Genomic DNA, 18,797 nt, shown 5'->3' with positions numbered 1-18,797 from the left:
AGAGCCATTGTGGCGGGCCCGCTCAGTCGGCGGATCGGCGGCCGGTGAGCCGGTGAGCCGGTGAGCCGTGTCAGCCCTTGGGCACGATCTGCACGTCGAGGGCGATCCGGATGCTGGGGCCGACCACGGCGATGCCCCGCGCCAGCATCGTCTGCCAGCTGATGGTGAAGTCGTCGCGGTGCAGTTCGGTGGCGGCCCGACAGGCAGCCCGGACCTCGCCCTGCAGTCCGTTGCCGAGCCCCAGGTACTCCGTGTCGAGCGTGACCGTACGCGTCACCCCGTGCAGCGACAGGCCTCCGACGACGGCCCACCGGTTGCCGCCCTGGTAAAGGAACCGGTCGCTGTAGAACTCGAGGGTCGGGAACCGCGCCACGTCCAGGAAGTCCGCCGACCGCAGATGGTCGTCGCGCATCGTCACATTGGTGTCGATGGATCCGGCGTCGATCACCACGTGCATCGCCGACTGCGTCACGTCGTCGGCCATCCGCACCACCCCCGCGAAGGAGTTGAACCGGCCGTGCACCCGGGCCAGTCCGATGTGCCGCGCGGTGAAGGCGATCGAGGAATGGGTCGGGTCGATCTCCCAGTCGCCCGGCGCGGGCATCTCCGGGGGCTGCGCCGCCTGCAGGGTCACATCGCCGAGCGAGGCCAGCGATTCCTCCCCGACCGTGACGGTCGCCCGGTAGGGCAGGTATCCCTCGGCGGACACCAGAAGCCAGTACTCGCCCGCCGGCACCGTGGCCACGAACGATCCGAAGGGATCCGTTCCGCCGCCGACCAGTCTGCGCCCCATGGTGTCGTCGACCGCGAACTCCGCGTGCGGCAGCGGCCGGCCGGCCGGGTCGAGCACCCGACAGCTCAGCGCCCCCGCGCTCGGTGGAGTCTGCACCGCTGCCAGAGGACCCGTCCGCTGCTCCCGCTTCGTTCGGCTTTCGAGCCAGCGGCCGATCATGTGCAACACCCTCTGCGTGACGTCAAGAGCTCAGACTTGCCGGACTTTCATCCGGACCCTCATCCGGGTATCCGTCCAGACCCATCCGGACTACCCCCGGACAACTCTCCGGACATCCATTCGATCACTCATGAGGCTTTCGACGCAAAACGCCACCACATCACTGGAAAACCGCCATTGCGCTGAGAGAACACCCGAGACACCCCAGTGATCCGGATGGGCCGCGCTGGTTGGGATTTCTCACAGCCCTGACGGGGTCGTCACTGTCGGCCCCGCCCCTCACCGCCACCCCTCACCGCCACCCCTCACTGCCGCCCCTCACTGCCGCGCCACCCGCAGCCCTCCCCTCACTGCCGCCCCTCACTGCCGCGCCACCCGCAGCCCTCCCCTCACCGCCGCCCCTCACTGCCGCGCCACCCGCAGCCCTCCTCTCCCGTCCTCGTCACCGAGCACCGCGACCGACCCGTCCCGGTCCGTCCGCAGCACCGCGGCGCCGGCGTCCCGCAGCGCGGCGACCGTGCTCGGGGCCGGATGCCCGTAGGAGTTGTCCCGCCCCGCGGAGATCAGCGCCAGCCGGGGCGCCAACCGGCTTACGAGGCCGGGATCCTGATACGCCGAACCGTGATGGGCGACCTTGAGGACGTCGACGTCCGCCAGTCGATCCGCCGCGGGCGACCTCGCCAGGGCCCGCTGGGCCGGCGGTTCCATGTCCCCGAGCAGCAGCAGGCGCAGTCCCGCCGTCCGAACGAGCATGGCCACGCTGGCGTCGTTCGGCCCCTCCGGTTCCGGGGGCAGGGGCACCGAGGAAGGGGGTGCGGGGGCCGGCCAGGTGCCGGGAGCCTGCCCGGTGCTCGGCGGTGGCCACACCACCTCCCAGGACAGGTCCCCCGTGCGCCGCCGCTCCCCCGCGACGGCCCGCGTCACCGGCAGGTGCCGGTCCGCCGCGAGTCTCCGTACGAACCGGGCCTGGTCGGCGGGTTCTTCCAGTCCCGTCGTCGCGATGCCGCCCACCGAACGTCCGCGCAGGACGCCAGGCAGGCCCGCCACATGGTCGGCGTGGAAGTGGGTCAGCACGACCAGCGGGACCCGGGTGACGCCGAGGGAGCGCAGACAGCGGTCCACCGGGACCGGGTCCGGACCGGCGTCCACGACCACGCCGGTGTCCTCGCCCGCCGCCAGCACCATCGCGTCGCCCTGCCCCACGTCGCACATCACCAGCCGCCAGCCCGTTGGCGGCCAGCCCGTGACCGCACGGGTCAGCGGCGGCGGCTGCACCACCAGCAGCACCAGGAGCAGGGCGCAGGCCCCGCACCACCAGGGGTGGCGCAGCAGTCTTCGGCCGATCGGCAGGAGGACCAAGGTGAGCGCCCCGAGCAGCGCCGCCCCGGCCCAGCCGCCCGGCCAGTCGACCCCGGCGCCGGGCAGCGCCGCCCCGGTCCGGGCGATCTGCGCGATCCATTCCGCGGGCCAACTCGCGCACCAGGCGAGCGTCTTCGCCACCGGCAGCGCCGGCAGGGCGGTGGCCAGGGCCAGGAAGCCCAGCACGGTGGCCGGGGCGAGCGCGAACTCGGCGAGGAGGTTGCACGGCACCGCCACCAGGCTCACCCGTGCCGACAGCACGACGACCACCGGCGCGCACACCGCCTGCGCGGCACCCGCCGCGGCCAGCGCCTCCGCGAGCCGTGGGGGCACCCCGCGCCCTCGCAGCCCGGCGCTCCAGCGCGGCGCGAGGGTGAGCAGGGCGCCGGTGGCCAGCACGGAGAGCAGGAAGCCGTAACTACGGGCCAGCCACGGGTCGTAGAGCACCAGCAGCAGGACGGCCGTCGCCAGCGCCGGGATCAGGGACCGGCGGCGGCCGGTGGCGAGCGCGAGCAGCGCGACGGATCCGCAGGCGGCGGCCCGCAGCACGCTCGGGTCCGGCCGGCACACGACGACGAAGGCGAGCGAGAGTGCCCCGCCGAGCAGCGCGGTCGTACGCAGCGAGAGGCCGAGGCGGGACGCGAGCCCTCGGCGCTCGGCATACTGCGCCAGCCCCGGAGGGCCGAGGAGCAGGGCGAGGAGGATCGTGAAGTTCGCCCCGGAAACAGCCAGGGTGTGCGTGAGGTCGGTCTCCCTGAACGCCTCGTCCAGTTCCGGGGTGACGCGTGAGGTGTCGCCCACGACCAGCCCCGGCAGCAGGGCGCGCGCGTCCGCGGACAGCCCGTCGGTCGCCGCCCGCAGTCCGGCGCGCAGCCGCCCGGCCAGCCGCTGCGGCGCCGACGGCTCCCCCACCGTCTCCGGCCCGTCCGCGCCCCTGACGCGCAGCACGGCCGCGAACCGGTCACCGCCCGCCGTCGCGGGCGCGAGCCGGGCCTCGACCCGCAGCCGGGTGGACGGCAGCAGCCCGAGCCACCGCGTGCTTCCCTCCGCGCCCCGCGCCCCTGCCCGCTCCCACGGGGTACCCGACCGGGCCGCACGCGCGTCGACCATGATCAGCACCGGGGCCCGGGTCGCCACCACCGCTCCGCCCCCGGCGCGCTCCACCCGCCGCACATCGGCCTCGATGAGCACGAACGGCGGAACCATGCCGCCGCCGGCCCGGGGCCGGGAGAGCCGGGGATCGGCGGTGAGCTCGACCTCGGCCGTCACCGAGGCGTACTCCCGCGCCAGCTCCGGCACCGGGCCGCGCCGCAGATCGGCACCGTGCAGCCCTGCCGAACCGGCGGCAGCGGCGACACAGACCAGCACCGCGACCCCGGCGACCCGCGACCTGCCCTGCCCCGGTGCGGCGCCCGGCCCCGCACGGCCACGTCCCGTGGGTCCCGGCCCGACAGATCCCGGACCGTCAGGGCTCGGTCCACCAGGGCTCGGCCCGGCAGATCCTGGCCCGTCAGGTCCCGTACCGCCAGGGCTCGGTCCGTCAGGTCCGAGCCCCGCGTGTGGTGGCTCCGTACGGTGGTTCCGCCGTACGAGGAGGACTCCGGCCAGCAGCAGAGCGGCGACCACCACGCCCGTCACCAGGGTGGGCGGGGCGTACAACATGACGGCCGCCGTACCCCAGGTCGCCAGCGCGGGGGGTACGAGCCGAAGATCGACCGGCCCTTCCTGCCGAGGGTGGGAGTCCCCGAGCCGCCTGCCGGAGGCGGCGTGCACGGACGGCCGGGCGGTGCCGGCGGCGTTCGCGGGGGCGGGGTCCGCCGCAGGAGAGTCCGTCGCAGGGGGACGCCTCGGAGTGGGCCGCGTCCGTGGTGTCTGTGTCCCGTTCCTCATGGTCGTACGAGATTCCGCAGGTCCGCGAAGCGGCGGTCGCCGATGCCGTTCACTTCCCGCAGTTCGTCCACCGAGCGGAAGCCGCCGTTGCGGGTGCGGTAGTCGAGGATGTGCCGGGCCAGCACGGGGCCGACCCCCGGGAGGCTGTCCAGCTGGTCCAGCGTCGCGGTGTTGAGGGACACCGGTGTCGCGGGCCCCACGCCCGGCGCCGTTCCGGCCGGACCACCCGCCGCCGGTGCCGGACCGGCCTCCGGTGCCGGTGCCGGGCCGCCGACGATCACCTGTTCCCCGTCCACGAGGAAGCGGGCCCGGTTGAGCCCGTCGGTCCTGGTCCCGGGCCGTACTCCGCCCGCCGCCCGCAGCGCGTCCGCGACCCGTGAGCCGGCCGGGAGACGGTGGACCCCCGGGTCACGCACCTTGCCGCCGACGTCGACCACGATCTCGGGCAGCGCGGTACCCGCGCCCGCGCCCGCCATACCCGTGCCGGTGGCCTCGGTGATCCCCGCGGAGCCCACCGGCGGGCTTTCCGTTCCGCTCCCGCCGTGGGGCACGGCCGCTCCGACCACCTCCGGTGCCCGCACGGGCTGCGTCCGCCCCGCCCAGAAGTGCTGCACGGCGAACCCCACCGCCACCACCAGTACCACCGACAGCGCGACCACGCTCCGCCGTTCCAGCCCGCACCGCGTCCGCACCCACAACGGCAGCCGTTCCCTCAACGCGAGCCCCATCCGGCCGGTCGGCCGCCGCTCCCCCGGCACCACCGGGTCCGAGGCGACCGGCTCGGGACCTTCCTCCCACGTCCACGTATCCCCGGCGTCCGCATCGCCCTCGGTCGCGACCGTGCCCCTTGGGGATCGCGTCACCGGCTCGTCCACGCCACCCACGGCCCAGCTCGGCACACTCCGGGCACGCCCGCCACCTCCGACGCCCCGGCCGCCGCGCCCGCCCGGTTCCCCGAACAGCACCTCCGTCCGGCGCCGAAGCTCCTCCGCCGAGGCATCACGGTCCCGTCCGCCCCGGAGCCGATACCCGTGCCGGGCCCGCTCACCGGGCCTCAGCCCGATCCCCATGGCGCTCCCGCTCCCGGTTCCGGCCCCGGCAGTGGTCGGCCGGCGGTGTCGGGCGCGGCCGTCGGACGCGGGTGCGCGCCCCGGGCCACTGGTCGCCGTCGCTGAACGTGAACGTGATCGAAGTGCCATGCCAGGAGGATCGGGCACACCACCGCATGCGCGATGATCTTGCTTGACTCCCGTGGATTACTGCCCGGTTGTGGACAACTCCATCACCCGCACGGACCAGGCGCGGACCCGCCGCGGCCTCACCGGGCCGAGACCACGACCCCCAGCAGGCCGGGCCCCGTGTGCGCCCCGATCACCGCGCCGACCTCGCTGACGTGCAGCTCCGTCAGTCCGGGCACCCGCGCCTTCAGCCGGTCCGCGAGGGCCGAAGCACGCTCCGGGGCGGCGAGATGATGGACGGCGATGTCGACGTCGGCGGCGCCTGCCCGCTCGGCCGCGATCTCCTCCAGGCGGGCGATGGCCTTCGACGCCGTGCGCACCTTCTCCAGGGGTTCGATCCGGCCGTCGGTCAACTGGAGCAGCGGCTTCATGGCGAGCGCCGACCCCAGCAGGGCCTGCGCGGCCCCGATACGGCCGCCCCGGCGCAGATAGTCCAGGGTGTCGACGTAGAAGTAGGCGGCGGTGCCGACCGCCCGTTTCTCCGCGGCCGTGACGGCCTCGTCCACGCTGCCACCCGTCTCCGCGGCCTCCGCCGCCGCGAGCGCGCAGAATCCGAGCGCCATGGCGATCATGCCGGTGTCCACCACCCGTACCGGTACCGGCGCCTCGCGGGCCGCGACGACCGCCGCGTCGTAGGTGCCGGAGAGTTCGGCGGAAAGGTGGAGGGAGACGATGCCCGTGGCACCGGCCTCGGCGGCCCTGCGATAGGTCTCGGCGAAGACCTCGGGGCCGGGCCGGGACGTCGTCACCGGCCGCCGCTTCTGGAGCGCCTGGGCGAGGGAGCGGGTGGAGATCTCGGTGCCCTCCTCGAGCGCGCGGTCGCCGAGGACCACGGTCAGAGGGACCGCCGTGATGCCGTGCCGCTCCATCGTCCGGGCCGGAAGGTAGGCCGTTGAATCGGTGACGATAGCGACATGGCGGGACATGAGCTGGAGGTTACCTGGCGTACCGCCCCCCGGGCAGCCCGGCCCCGCGGGCCGGAGGGGGCCGTGTCCGGATCAGTGCGCCCGGATCAAGTGGTGCTCTCCGGGCGGGGCTTCTTCTGCCACGGGTAGGTGGGACGCGGCGCGGCCGGTGCGATGGCGGGCCGTGCCGGCTCGGACGCGGGTTCCCGCGCGGCGTCGGACCGCGAGGTGTCCGGCCGGGTCCGGGCGGCCGCCGGGGCACCATGGGCGGGCCCTGAGGCGGGTGCGGGCTGCTGGTCGGTGGTCGTCCAGTGCCGCAGGGCGCCGGTCTCGACGTCGATCTGGGTGCTGAGCGAGTCGAGGTCGTCGTCCGCGAAGTGGCGGGCGCGGTCGCGGGCCGCCCAGCGCAGGGAGTCCGCCGACCGCGCGATGCGGTGGGTGCGCTCGCGCAGCTCGGGCAGCCGCTTGCCGAGGGTGCCGCGGTCCGGTTCGGACTCCAGGCGCCTCAGTTCGGCGTCCAGTTCGTGCCCGTGCGCGCTGAGCCGCTCGAAAAGGCCGAGGGACTCCTTGAGGGACTGGTCCTCCGAGGATCCGGCCTCCAGCGCGTCCTGGGTGGCGCGCATGGACGTCCGCAGCTTGAGCCTGAGTTGGGCGAGCTCACCGGCCGGGCCGGACTGGGCGAAGGACTTGACCTTCAGGGTGTGGTCCTCGACCGTGCGGCGGGCCTGGGTGAGGTGACGGTCCGCACTGCGCTTGGCGGCGCCGACGACCTTCACGGTGGCGTACACGCCCAGCGTGACGAAGAGCACGAAGAGCAGGGCCAACACTGCGATCACTGCTTCCACGAGACTCCTCCTCCGGGCCCTGGGGCCGCCCGCCACACGCACCGCGCCGTTCTTCAAAGGTAAACGCAACGGGCAGGTCCGGAGTTCCGGAAGAACCCCGAACCTGCCCGTAGGGGACTACCCCGAGCCGCAGCCGCGCCCACAGCACGCAGGCCGACACCCCGCAGACCGACAGCCGGCCGGCCCCGGTCCTACGCCGTCACGCCGGAACGATGTTCACCAGCTTGGGCGCCCGCACGATCACCTTGCGGATCCCGGCCCCGTCCAGCGCGGCGACGACCTTCTCGTCGGCCAGCGCGGCCTTCTCCAGCTCCTCCTCGGAGATGGACGGCGAGACCTCCAGGCGGGCCTTCACCTTGCCCTTGATCTGCACCACACAGGTGACGGTCTCGTCCACGACGTACGCCGGGTCGGCGACCGGGAAGTCCTGGTGGACGACCGAGTCGGTGTGACCCAGCGTGCGCCACAGCTCCTCGGCGATGTGCGGGGCCAGCGGCGCCACCAGCAGCACCAGGGCCTCGGCGACCTGGCGCGGTACCGGGCCTCCCTGCTTGGTCAGGTGGTTGTTCAGCTCGGTGACCTTGGCGATCGCGGTGTTGAAGCGCAGCCCCTCCAGGTCCTGGCGCACCCCGTCGATCGCCTTGTGCAGGGCGCGCAGGGTGTCCTCGCCGGGCTCGGCGTCGACGACCGTCACCTCGCCGGTGTTCTCGTCGACGATGTTGCGCCACAGCCGCTGCAGCAGCCGGAACTGGCCGACCACCGCGCGGGTGTCCCACGGCCGTGACACGTCCAGCGGGCCCATCGCCATCTCGTACAGGCGCAGCGTGTCGGCCCCGTACTCGGCGCAGATCTCGTCCGGAGTGACCGCGTTCTTCAGGGACTTGCCCATCTTGCCCAGCAGCCGGGAGACCTTCTCGCCCTGGTAGTGGTAGGCGCCCTCGCGCTCCTCCACCTCGGCGGCCGGCACCGCGATGCCGCGGCTGTCACGGTAGACGTAGGCCTGGATCATGCCCTGGTTGAACAGCTTGTGGAACGGCTCCGCCGACGACACGTGCCCCAGGTCGTACAGCACCTTGGACCAGAAGCGCGCGTACAGCAGGTGCAGGACGGCGTGCTCGGCGCCGCCGACGTACAGGTCGACGCCGCCGTGCGGCATGCCCTCGCGCGGGCCCATCCAGTACTGCTCGATCTCCGGGTCGACCAGCTTCTCGCTGTTGTGCGGGTCCAGGTAGCGCAGCTCGTACCAGCAGGAGCCGGCCCAGTTGGGCATGGTGTTGGTCTCGCGCCGGTACGCGCGCGGGCCGCGGCCGTCGCCCAGGTCCAGGGTGACGTTGACCCAGTCCTCGTTGCGCGACAGCGGCGTCTCGGGCCGGGTGTCGGCGTCGTCCGGGTCGAAGGTGCGCGGGGAGTAGTCGTCGACCTCGGGCAGTTCCAGCGGCAGCATCGACTCGGGCAGGGCGTGGGCGGTGCCGTCCTCGTCGTAGACGATCGGGAAGGGCTCGCCCCAGTAGCGCTGCCGGCTGAACAGCCAGTCGCGCAGCCGGAAGTTGACGGTGCCCTCGCCGATGCCCCGGCGCTCCAGCCACTCGGTGATGCGCGCCTTGGCCTCGGCGACTCCCAGGCCGTCCAGACTCACCTCGTCGTTGGACGAGTCGATGATCTTCGCCTCGTAGGAGGAGAAGGCGTCCTCCCAGGTGGAGGTGTCGGTGCCGCGGCCGTCGGTCGGCTCGACGATGCAGCGGATCGGCAGTTCGAAGGCACGCGCGAACTCGAAGTCGCGCTGGTCGCCCGCGGGTACGGCCATGATCGCGCCGGTGCCGTAGCCCATCAGGACGTAGTCGGCGATGAAGACGGGCACCTGCTCGCCGTTGACCGGGTTGGTCGCGTAGGAGCCGATGAAGACACCGGTCTTGTCCTTGGCCTCGGCCTGCCGCTCCACGTCGGACTTGGAGACGGCCTGCGCGCGGTAGGCGGCGACGGCCTCGGCCGGGGTGGCGTGGCCCCCGGTCCAGACGTCGTGGGTGCCCTCGGGCCAGGCGGCCGGGGTGAACTTCTCGACCAGCGGGTGCTCGGGGGCCAGCACCATGTAGGTCGCGCCGAACAGGGTGTCGGGGCGGGTGGTGAAGACGGTGATGTTCTCGCCGTCCACGGGGAAGTCGACGCGGGCGCCCTCGGAGCGGCCGATCCAGTTGCGCTGCTGCAGCTTGATGGCCTCGGGCCAGTCCAGGGCGTCCAGGTCCGACAGCAGCCGGTCGGCGTAGGCGGTGATGCGCATGTTCCACTGGCGCAGCCTCGCCTTGAAGACCGGGAAGTTGCCGCGCTCGGAGCGGCCGTCGGCGGTGACCTCCTCGTTGGCCAGTACGGTGCCCAGCCCGGGGCACCAGTTGACCGGCGCCTCGGAGGCATAGGCCAGCCGGAAGCCGCCCAGGACGTCGGCGCGCTCGGCCTCGCTCAGCTCGCTCCACGCGCGCGTGTGGCCCGGTACGGGGCGCTCACCGGACTCGAAGCCGGCGATCAGCTCGGTGACGGGGCGGGCCCGGCCGGCCTCGTCGTCGTACCAGGAGTTGAAGATCTGCAGGAAGATCCACTGGGTCCACTTGTAGTAGTCCGGGTCGATCGTGGCGAACGACCGGCGCCGGTCGTGGCCCAGGCCCAGCCGGCGCAGCTGGGCCTTCATGTTCGCGATGTTGGCCTCGGTGGACACGCGCGGGTGCGTACCGGTCTGTACCGCGTACTGCTCGGCGGGCAGGCCGAAGGCGTCGAAGCCCAGGGTGTGCAGGACGTTGTGGCCGGTCATGCGCTGGAACCGGGCGGAGACATCGGTGGCGATGTAGCCCAGGGGGTGGCCGACGTGCAGTCCCGCACCCGACGGGTAGGGGAACATGTCCATGATGAACTTCTTGGGCCGGGCCACCGTCTCCGGGTCGCCCGCCAGGTCGCCACTCGGATTGGGGGCGGCGTACGTACCCTCGGCGTCCCAGAAGTCCTGCCAGCGTGCCTCGATCTCGGCCGCCAGGGCGGCCGTGTAGCGGTGCGGCGCGGCCACTTCGGGGGTGGCCGCGGGGTTCGTCTCGCTCATGATCCTCAAAGCTCCATCGATCGTCTGCGCCCACGGCTGCTGCGACATTCGGAAATGAAAAATCCCCTCACACAGGAGGGGACGCCGCGCCGATTCCGACCAACTGGTTCGACCATGGCCGGGACTGATCAGCGCGGCTCGCTAAGCAGAAGGCGTACGGCACGCATGGCGCCAGGGTACCGCAGGCCCGGAGCGCGCCGCGACGCGCTTTCACCCCGCCCGCGGGACCACCCGGGACCCGTCACCGGGGCCCACGACCCCTTCCCCCGGGCCCACGGGACCGCGGGGAAGCACTCCCGCCCGGCCTCCGTCCCTGAATATCGGTCAAAAATTACTCCGCGTAACGACCCTTAAGGGGCATCACAACAGCCCGATTGTCTTTTGATGACAGCACAACGACTCAAACCTCGCACTCCCCGGTACGACGAGGTTTAGAGTGCGGCCCGGGACCGCTTCTCCCGAACGTTCGGAGTTCCCCCATGAACCCTTGTCCAGACAGCAGCCCACCGCCCGTTCAGGGCCGGTCGGCTGCCGGTCAGCCGTGCCCGCATTTCGTCGTGCTTTCCGTCGTGACGTGGGGAGGTAGGGCGTGAGGCCGGACGACAGCACGGCGGACGACTGGTTCGCCGAGTTCCTCAACTTCGGCGTGGGCGTTCTGTCGCTCGTCTGTCTGAGCTGCTCGGTGATCTGGGGACTGGTCGCCCAGGACCGGGTTCTGCTCGGTCCGCGCCAGCGCATCCTGGCGCAGGCGGTGCACCGGACGACCGCGGTCGCCTCGATCGCCTTCCTGCTGGTGCACATCGGCATCAAGCTGGCCCTGGACCACACGACGTGGATCGCCGCGGTGATCCCCTTCGGGTTGCTCCTCACGGACGACGAGGTGGTGGCCGGCAGGTCCTTCCTCATCGGTCTGGGCACCCTGGCCGGAATGCTGATGATCTTCGTCGGCATCACCGGCGTCCTGCGCAACCGTTTCGCCTCTCCGGCCCCCGTCGCGGCCCGCTGGCGCGCCCTGCACATGCTGGCCTACCCGGCCTGGTGCGCCGCGCTGATCCACGGGCTCTACGCGGGTCGATCGGCGAAGCCGATCTTCCTGATCCTCTATGGCCTGTCCCTGCTCGGCGTCATGGCGGCCCTCGTCCTGCGCGCCTCCCCGGCGCGGGTCAAGCGCAAGGTCGCCGACCGGGTCGCGGCCCTGCTCGGCATCGCCGAGCAGCAGGGCCGCGACAAGCTGGACGAGAGCCGTGCCCGCGCCGCCGAGGCGTCGCTTCCCGGGTACGAGGGCGGCGGCAGACGGGACTCCCGGCCCCGTTCCGAACGCCCCGAACCGGCCGCCCGGCCGCGGTACGAGACCGCCGAACGTGTCGCACCGCCGGCCCCGGACCCCGCGAACGGCTTCGCGGCCGCCTACCGCGCGGTCTCCACCCCGCCCCAGCCGCAGCAGCCCCTCTACGCCGACCAGACCGCCCGCATGGAACTGCCCCTGGACATGCAGCCCACTCAGGCCGTTCCCACCATGGGCGGCCAGACCATGGGCGGCCAGGCGATGGGCGGCCAGCGCATGGAGGCACCGCACGTGGACGGCCCCTCCAGCACCTCGGGCAACTGGCCCATCCCGTCCCCGCCGCCGGTCGGCGAGGCCCCGCCGTCGGCCTACGACCCGCTCCAGGACACCGGATACAACATCCCGACCTACGACAATTCGGCCACCTCCGGCTTCGGCTCGAGTGATGTGTACGACACCGGTGAGTCGAACGGTCTCTACAACGCGTACAACCCGAGTGACACGTACAACAGCGGTCCCGCCACTGATCCATCTCCCGGTGCGTCGTACGACTTCGACGCACCGGGATCGGGCGAACCTTGGAACACGCCTTCCGGAGGCTTTAAGTGAACGAGGCTCTGCCCGACGTACCCGAAGTCCGCGTCGTCGGACTTCCCCAGCTCACGTCGGGCTTCGACCTTGTCGACCGGCTCGATCTCCCCATGCACCTCAAGGTGCACGGGCCGCTCGAACCCCTGGGCGGCGAACAGCTCGCCCAGCTCGCTGAACGCATCAACCTCAGGGGGCGCGGCGGCGCCGGCTTCCCCTTCCACAAGAAGCTGCGTTCGGTCGCCGAGACGGCGATCAAACGCGGCGTCCGGCCGGTCGTCGTCGTCAACGGCAGCGAGGACGAACCGGCCTGTCGCAAGGACACGGTGATGATCAACCGTGCCCCGCATCTCATCCTGGACGGCGCGCTGCTGTGCGCCGAGGCCATGGGCGCCCGCACGCTCGTGGTGGGGGTCACCCGCGAGTCCACCAAGCGCTCCATGGAGGCCGCGCTCGCCGAACGCGGCCTCAACAACGGGCGCCGGTCCGCGCTGCGCGCCCGCGTGCAGCTCAACCCGGTGCGCATGGTCACGGGCGCCGCGGCCTCGCTGATCCGCTCCATCGACGGTGGCCCGGCGGTCCCGCCGGGCCGCAAGGTCAGCGCCTCGAAGAACGGCGTGGGCGGCGCGCCCACCCTGCTCTCCAACGCCGAGACCTTCGCGCAGCTCGCCATCGCCGCCCGCATCGGCCCGGAGCGCTACTGCAACACCGGCCTGTACGACGAGCCGGGCACCGTCCTGCTCACGGTCTCCGGGGCGGTCGCCCGCCCCATGGTGATCGAGGTCCCGACGGGCGTACCCCTGCGTTACGTCCTCCAGCTCGCCGGCGCGCCGCCGATGCCGCAGGGTGTGCTCACCGGCGGCTACCACGGCAAGTGGATCGACGCGGCGACCGTCAACGAGGCGATCGTCTCCCGCAACTCCCTGGACGCGGTGGGCGGCGCGCTCGGCGCGGGCGCGATCCTGCCGATCAGTCAGGACACCTGCCCTCTGGGCGAGTCCCTGATGGTGGCGAAATGGCTGGCCGAGGAGAGCGCCGGCCAGTGCGGCCCCTGCTACCTGGGTCTGCCGGCCGCCGCGCGCGGCCTGGAGGACATCCTCAACGGCGGCGGCCCGGCTGCTCTGGAGGCGGTCAAGCAGGTCGCCAAGAGCGTGAAGCGGCGCGGCGCGTGTTCGCATCCGGACGGCTCCGCGATGTTCCTGGAGTCGACCATCAAGGCGTTCACCGACGACCTCGCCGCCCATGTCCTGGGCAACGGCTGCGGGCGCCCCGTGGAGGGCGTGCTGCCGCTCTTCGAGGGGGGCAGGGCCCCTACGGGCATCCCGGGCGGGGGCGGCGAGGAGAACGGCCCCAGCCGCCAGAAAATCTTCGTCGACTGGACGCTGTGCCGGGGCCACGGCCTGTGCGCGGACCTCCTCCCGGAGGTCTTCCAACTCGGCGCGGACGGCTTCCCGACCGTCGCCCAGGCCCAGGTGCCGCGCCACGCGGAGGCCAAGGCGATGCGCGCGGTGCGCCGCTGCCCGGCACTGGCCCTGCGCGTCGAGGAGGGAGGAGCGCAGGCCAAGGCTCCCTCGCGCAATCTGCCGGTCCTCTCCCAGGGCCGCGGCCGGCGCGCGCTGGGCCGCTGACACGGGTCCGTGCGGGCCGCCCTCCGGGGCGGCCCGCACGGCCGCACATCCGACAACGCGTAGAGGGCGGATCATCCGATCGGATGATCCGCCCTCTACTGCTGTGGAGCTAAGGAGAATTGAACTCCTGACCTCCTGCATGCCATGCAGGCGCTCTACCAACTGAGCTATAGCCCCAGGTCACATCCCGCCCGGTTGCCCCGGCGGCGACGCCAACTTTACACGGTCATCCGGGCCCGACACCACATCGATTCCGTTGCGCCCGGTTCTGCCCGCATTGTCACCCGAACCGCAACGCTCGGTCACGCGGTCACGAACGAATAGAAGCGCTTGAGCGTGCAGTGCTCCTCGAGAAGCCGGCCGTAGATCGGTTCGCCTTCGAGCTCACGGTACGTCTCGATCGGATCGCCTTTTATGATCAGCGCCTGCGCGCACTCCTCGCACCAGTACTGGTAGTCGGGATTGACCGGCTCCATGTCCCGGACGATCGGCGTCCCGCTGCCGCACCAGTCGCACCTTCGCCTGTGTGCACCCATCGTTCAGCTCCAGCTGTGGCCGCAGGCCGTACACACATAGAAGACACCGCCGTTGTCACCGAGGACTTGGGCGATGTGCGCGGAACCGCGGGAAGGGCGGAGGAGCCGGGTCGAGGTCCGTCGTGTCAACACCCCGTCGAAGAGGTGGTCGACCTCCCCGTGGATGCTCGCAGGCATCAACAACTCCCTCCCGTCGGGCCGCGCCCCCTTCCGGTCGTTTGATTCTGCCACGGCCGGACCAATACGGTCAGCGACGCCGGGGTACCGGTCGGGACACGGCTGGGCGCCTCGCAGAGGTATACGCCTGTCGGCACCTTCCTGCTCAACCAGGAACAACGAAAAAACCCGCCCTCGAACCGAGGACGGGATCTTCGTCATGTGATCTGTGGAGCTAAGGAGAATTGAACTCCTGACCTCCTGCATGCCATGCAGGCGCTCTACCAACTGAGCTATAGCCCCGGGTGTTCTTCCCGCTCGGCGGGCGAACAAGAAGAACTTTAGCCTGCGACCTGCCGGAAAGTGAAATCCGGCCCCCGGGCCGCACCCGGACCCGGACCCGGGGATCAGTCGTCGTCGCCGAGCACCGGTTCCGGCAGGGTGCCGGCGTTGTGCTCGAGCAGCCGCCAGCCGAGGGCGCCCTCGCCGAGGACGGACCAGCAGCAGTTGGTGAGCCCGCCCAGGCTCTCCCAGCTGCGCGGGTCGAGGCCGATCAGCCGGCCGATGGTGGTGCGGATCGTGCCGCCGTGGCTGACCACCACGAGCGTGCCGTCGTCCGGGAGCTTGTCCGCGTGCCGGAGCACCACCGGAGCGGCGCGGTCGGCGACCTCGGTCTCCAGTTCGCCGCCGCCTCTGCGTACCGGCTCGCCGCGCTTCCAGGCGATGTACTCGTCGCCGTACCTGGCGATGATCTCGTCGTGCGTCAGGCCCTGCCAGACGCCCGCGTAGGTCTCCCGCAGGGCCTCGTCGTGGACCGGCTGCAGGCCGGTGAGGGCGGCGAGTTCCGCGGCGGTGTCGGCGGCCCGCTTCAGGTCGGAGGCGATGATCGCGTCGGGCTTGAGACCGGCGAGGAGGCGGGCGGCCCGGCGCGCCTGGGCGACGCCGGTCCCGGTCAGCTCCACGTCCGTACTGCCCTGGAAGCGGCGCTCCACGTTCCAGGAGGTCTGGCCGTGTCGCCACAGGATGACGCGACGGCCCCGGCTTTCGCCGGAACCGAACGCCTCACCGGCGGGGCTCACCGCCACTCACCACCCGGCTCCGCGGCCTCCTCTGCCTCTTTCTGCCGAGCGTGCTCGGCGGCCTTGCCGCGGGTGGCCACGGCGTCCTCGGGCAGCTCCAGCTCGGGGCAGTCCTTCCACAGCCGCTCCAGGGCGTAGAAGACGCGCTCCTCGCTGTGCTGGACGTGGACGACGATGTCGACGTAGTCGAGCAGTACCCAGCGGGCCTCGCGGTCGCCCTCGCGGCGGACCGGCTTGGCGTCGAGCTCCTTGCTGAGCCGCTCCTCGATCTCGTCGACGATCGACTTGACCTGACGGTCGTTGGGCGCGGAAGCCACCAGGAAGGCGTCGGTGATGGACAGCACGTCACTGACGTCGTAGGCGACGATGTCGTGCGCGAGCTTGTCGGCCGCGGCCTGGGCAGCGGCGGAGACGAGCTCGATGGAACGGTCGGTTGCGGTCACTACAAGGCTTTCGCTCGGCGGTCGTTTGCCTTCAAGGGTCTCACGGACCGCCGGGCGCACCCCACGCGTTTCGGGGTACGCCCGGCCGGGACGCCCCCTGCGGGGCACCCGGCCGGGCGTACCGCGGTCCGGTCAGGTGCCCGGCTCGTAGTCCTGGCCCAGGACCACCGAGACCCTGGCGTTCCCGGAGACCTTGCCCTTGGTGACGGACTCGGTGGGCAGCCCCAGGGTCTTGGCGACCTCGGAGGCGTTCTCCTTGTCGGCGTCGTTCGCGTAGACGACCGCGGAGGCCGCCGCCGCGGTGGCGGTGCCGCCCTCCAGGAAGGTGAAGCCGCCGTTGAGGAGCACGACCCGGGCCTTCTCGGTGTTGTCCGCGACACCGGTGGCGTTGCGCACAAAGACGCTGACGGCGGCGTCCTTGTCAGGGCTCTTCGCGGTACCGCCGAGCACCTCCTTGACCACGCTGTCGCTCGTCTCCGCGGTGAGCGTGCCGTCGTCCTGGACCGGCAGCAGCGCGGTGCTGTGCTCGCCGCCCTTGGCCAGGTCGGCGAGCCGGGCGAGGAAGGAGCCGAGGTCCTTGTCGGTCAGGGGCGGCTCGATGATCTGCCCCAGGGTCTGGATGGTGGTCGTCGCGGCGCCCGCGTCGGAGGTCATCTTCCGCAGCACCCCCTGCATGACCTGCCCGAACCGCTCCAGCTGGGCGTTCTGCGCCTCGCCGGAGGCGCGGTGGGTGGCGTAGGCGACGGCCATCTTCCCGGTGAGGGTCTGGCTCTTCCCCTTCTTGACCAGGGGGGCCTCGCCCTTCTTCTTCGCGTCCGGGTCGGGCACGTCGGCGTCGGTGTCGATGTCGATGTTGCCGACCAGGTCGACGAGGTTCTGCAGATAGGGCGTGTCCAGCCGCCAGGTGCCCTCGATGTCGGTGCCGAGGGCCGTGTCGAGGGCGCTCCGGGTACCGCCGGATCCGTCGTCCTCGACCGACTTGGCGAGCGTGGTGGTGGTGCCGTCCTCGGCGGCGAGGGCCAGGGAGTTGGGCAGCAGGACGGTGGTGCCCTGCTTGGTGGTGGTGTTGTCGACGAGCAGCGCGGTGGCGGTGCCGCCCTCCTTGGTGTCGTGCAGGTGGACGACGATGACGTCCCGCTTCTGGGCGCCCGTGGCCGTCGTGGTGCCCGTACCGGCGTCGGAGTCGGACAGGCCGGGGAGCTTCCCGGCGTACCAGAGGTAGCCGACGCCGCCGGCCACGACCAGGGCGAAGACCACGACCAGGGCGACGATCCGGCTGCGTGCGCGGCGCTTGGCCTCCTCGCGGCGCTCGGTGCGGTTCTCGGTGAACTGCAGCCAGTCGATGACGTCCTCGGAGTCGTCGTCCGGTTCCTCGACGAAGGCGAACTGCTCGGTGTGGTACTCCCGTTCGGGCGCCTCGGAATCCGCGGCCGGGGGGCCGTCACGACCGTCGGGGCCGGTTTTGCCGTCGGCCGGGCCGGGCTGCTGCGGGATGTGCGCGGTCTGCTCGGCGACCCGGGGCTGCTGCCCGGTGCCGCCCTGCGCGGTCTGCCCGTAGGAATCGCCGTAGGAATCGCCGTAGGGGTCGTACGGGGTGGCCGTCCCGCCGCCCTGGGGAGTGCCGTAGCCGCCCTGGGCTCCGTAGGGGTCGTAGGGGGGCGTCTGCGGCTGCTGCCCGGTACCCGTCCCGGTCCCGTAGGGGTCGTAGGGCTGCGGGGGCTGCTGCGGGCCGCCAGTGGCGTACGGGTCGTAGCCGCCGCCGTAGCCCTGCCCGTACTCCTGCCCGTACGGGTCCTGCTGCCCCTGCTGCCGGTACGGGTCGTACGGCTGCTGCGGAGCCTGCTGGTCCGGCGCCTGGGTATCGGCCTGGCGGTAGACGGGCCGGCCGTACTCGTCGTAGCCCACAAGCCCGTACGGGTCGTCCCCTCCGTCGCCGTATCCCGCGTCGTATCGGTCGTTCACCGGTGCCCCTCTCGGCTCACTCGCCGCGGTACAGCTCACGCTTGGCGATGTAGCGCACGACCCCGTCCGGCACCAGGTACCAGACGGGATCTCCCGTGGCGACTCTCGCACGGCAGTCCGTCGAGGAAATGGCCAGGGCGGGGACCTCGACGAGCGAGACGCCCCCCTCGGGCAGGCCCGCGTCGGTCAGAAGATGGCCGGGCCTGGTGACGCCCACGAAGTGCGCCAGGGAGAACAGTTCCTCGCTGTCCCGCCAGGTGAGGATCTGCGCGAGGGCGTCGGCTCCGGTGATGAAGAACAGGTCCGTGTCGGGGTTGAGCGCCCGCAGGTCGCGCAGGGTGTCCACGGTGTAGGTGGGCCCGCCGCGGTCGATGTCGATCCGGCTCACCGAGAACTGCGGGTTCTCGACGGTCGCGACGACCGTCATCAGGTAGCGGTCCTCGGCCGCGGAGACCACCCGGTGACTCTTCTGCCACGGCTGCCCGGTGGGGACGAAGACCACCTCGTCGAGGTGGAACCGCGCGGCGACCTCGCTGGCCGCCACCAAGTGTCCGTGGTGGATCGGGTCGAAGGTGCCGCCCATGACGCCGAGGCGGCGCTTGCCCGACTGCGGCGGGCCGCTGCCGGGGCCGCCGGCCCGGCGCGGCGCCGGACGGTGCTCGGCGCCGCTCGCCGGCTGCCCGGCCGTGCCCTCGGCCCCTGCCCCGGTCGTGACCTCGGCCCCGGTCGGTCCCCCGGCAGTGTCCTCCACCGGACCGGTAGGCATGTCCTGCTCTCCCATGCGTGCAGACCCTACCGGCCCTCCCTGAACGCTCCGGCCGCCAGGTGCGCCCTTTGGCCACGCCCGAACAG

The 18,797-nt window shown here is 72.1% G+C and carries 14 protein-coding genes and 2 tRNA genes; 2 read left to right on the top strand and 14 right to left on the bottom strand.

Features of this window, described 5'->3' with window-relative positions; all coding sequences use genetic code 11:
* Positions 1-70 precede the first annotated feature (70 nt).
* The 6 genes from ACFPZI_RS35630 to leuS form a co-directional block, all read right to left on the bottom strand.
* A complete protein-coding gene (locus ACFPZI_RS35630) occupies positions 71-952 on the bottom strand; it encodes a YceI family protein (protein ID WP_381371299.1) in 882 nt (293 codons plus the stop codon).
* 402 nt (positions 953-1,354) lie between these two features.
* Positions 1,355-4,084 carry a ComEC/Rec2 family competence protein gene (locus ACFPZI_RS35625; protein WP_381371298.1) on the bottom strand — a complete coding sequence of 910 codons (2,730 nt, stop codon included), beginning with the start codon at positions 4,082-4,084 and terminating at the stop codon, positions 1,355-1,357.
* A gap of 113 nt (positions 4,085-4,197) precedes the next feature.
* Positions 4,198-5,064, bottom strand: coding sequence for a ComEA family DNA-binding protein (locus ACFPZI_RS35620; RefSeq protein WP_381371297.1), 867 nt, complete (start codon positions 5,062-5,064; stop codon positions 4,198-4,200).
* Between the two features lie 455 nt (positions 5,065-5,519).
* Positions 5,520-6,365: a DegV family protein gene (locus ACFPZI_RS35615; RefSeq protein ID WP_381371296.1), complete on the bottom strand. Its 846-nt coding sequence runs from the start codon at positions 6,363-6,365 to the stop codon at positions 5,520-5,522.
* 86 nt (positions 6,366-6,451) lie between these two features.
* Positions 6,452-7,189 (bottom strand): hypothetical protein, encoded by a 738-nt coding sequence (locus ACFPZI_RS35610; protein WP_381371295.1) that lies wholly within the window; start codon positions 7,187-7,189, stop codon positions 6,452-6,454.
* 199 nt (positions 7,190-7,388) lie between these two features.
* A complete protein-coding gene (leuS, locus tag ACFPZI_RS35605; RefSeq protein ID WP_381371294.1) occupies positions 7,389-10,268 on the bottom strand; it encodes a leucine--tRNA ligase in 2,880 nt (959 codons plus the stop codon).
* 589 nt (positions 10,269-10,857) lie between these two features.
* Between leuS and ACFPZI_RS35600 the strand changes: the two genes are divergently transcribed.
* Entirely contained in the window at positions 10,858-12,162 is a 1,305-nt protein-coding gene (locus tag ACFPZI_RS35600; protein ID WP_381371293.1) for a ferric reductase-like transmembrane domain-containing protein, read from the top strand.
* Positions 12,159-13,769, top strand: a complete 1,611-nt coding sequence (locus tag ACFPZI_RS35595) for an NADH-ubiquinone oxidoreductase-F iron-sulfur binding region domain-containing protein (protein ID WP_381371292.1) — start codon at positions 12,159-12,161, stop codon at positions 13,767-13,769. The genes ACFPZI_RS35600 and ACFPZI_RS35595 overlap by 4 nt, the downstream gene beginning before the upstream one ends.
* A 104-nt stretch (positions 13,770-13,873) precedes the next feature.
* Here ACFPZI_RS35595 and ACFPZI_RS35590 read toward each other — a convergent pair.
* From ACFPZI_RS35590 to nadD, 8 genes are all read right to left on the bottom strand, one after another.
* Positions 13,874-13,946: transfer RNA gene (locus ACFPZI_RS35590), tRNA-Ala, on the bottom strand.
* A 125-nt stretch (positions 13,947-14,071) separates the two neighbouring features.
* Complete coding sequence (locus tag ACFPZI_RS35585) at positions 14,072-14,305, bottom strand: hypothetical protein (RefSeq protein ID WP_381205359.1); 234 nt, start codon at positions 14,303-14,305, stop codon at positions 14,072-14,074.
* Between the two features lie 3 nt (positions 14,306-14,308).
* Positions 14,309-14,482 carry a zinc ribbon domain-containing protein gene (locus ACFPZI_RS35580; protein WP_381371291.1) on the bottom strand — a complete coding sequence of 58 codons (174 nt, stop codon included), beginning with the start codon at positions 14,480-14,482 and terminating at the stop codon, positions 14,309-14,311.
* A 209-nt stretch (positions 14,483-14,691) separates the two neighbouring features.
* Positions 14,692-14,764, bottom strand: a tRNA-Ala gene (locus tag ACFPZI_RS35575).
* Positions 14,765-14,868: 104 nt separating this feature from the next.
* Positions 14,869-15,546 carry a histidine phosphatase family protein gene (locus tag ACFPZI_RS35570; RefSeq protein ID WP_381371290.1) on the bottom strand — a complete coding sequence of 226 codons (678 nt, stop codon included), beginning with the start codon at positions 15,544-15,546 and terminating at the stop codon, positions 14,869-14,871.
* Positions 15,537-15,983 carry a ribosome silencing factor gene (gene rsfS, locus ACFPZI_RS35565; protein ID WP_381371289.1) on the bottom strand — a complete coding sequence of 149 codons (447 nt, stop codon included), beginning with the start codon at positions 15,981-15,983 and terminating at the stop codon, positions 15,537-15,539. The genes ACFPZI_RS35570 and rsfS overlap by 10 nt, the downstream gene beginning before the upstream one ends.
* 132 nt (positions 15,984-16,115) lie before the next feature.
* Positions 16,116-17,945, bottom strand: a complete 1,830-nt coding sequence (locus ACFPZI_RS35560) for an LCP family protein (protein ID WP_381371288.1) — start codon at positions 17,943-17,945, stop codon at positions 16,116-16,118.
* A 16-nt stretch (positions 17,946-17,961) separates the two neighbouring features.
* Positions 17,962-18,726 carry a nicotinate-nucleotide adenylyltransferase gene (nadD, locus tag ACFPZI_RS35555; protein ID WP_381371287.1) on the bottom strand — a complete coding sequence of 255 codons (765 nt, stop codon included), beginning with the start codon at positions 18,724-18,726 and terminating at the stop codon, positions 17,962-17,964.
* Positions 18,727-18,797: the final 71 nt, after the last annotated feature.

It is taken from the genome of Streptomyces chlorus (genome assembly GCF_042655885.1).
GTDB lineage: Bacteria > Actinomycetota > Actinomycetes > Streptomycetales > Streptomycetaceae > Streptomyces > Streptomyces chlorus.
This window is presented reverse-complemented; position numbering and strand designations above follow the sequence as displayed.

Bases quoted from the DNA above. Each gene is read 5' to 3' on its own strand.
- ACFPZI_RS35630 (WP_381371299.1), bottom strand. From the start codon at position 952: ATGATCGGCCGCTGGCTCGAAAGCCGAACGAAGCGGGAGCAGCGGACG.
- ACFPZI_RS35615 (WP_381371296.1), bottom strand. From the start codon at position 6,365: ATGTCCCGCCATGTCGCTATCGTCACCGATTCAACGGCCTACCTTCCG.
- leuS (WP_381371294.1), bottom strand. From the start codon at position 10,268: ATGAGCGAGACGAACCCCGCGGCCACCCCCGAAGTGGCCGCGCCGCAC.
- ACFPZI_RS35585 (WP_381205359.1), bottom strand. From the start codon at position 14,305: ATGGGTGCACACAGGCGAAGGTGCGACTGGTGCGGCAGCGGGACGCCG.
- ACFPZI_RS35580 (WP_381371291.1), bottom strand. From the start codon at position 14,482: ATGCCTGCGAGCATCCACGGGGAGGTCGACCACCTCTTCGACGGGGTG.
- nadD (WP_381371287.1), bottom strand. From the start codon at position 18,726: ATGGGAGAGCAGGACATGCCTACCGGTCCGGTGGAGGACACTGCCGGG.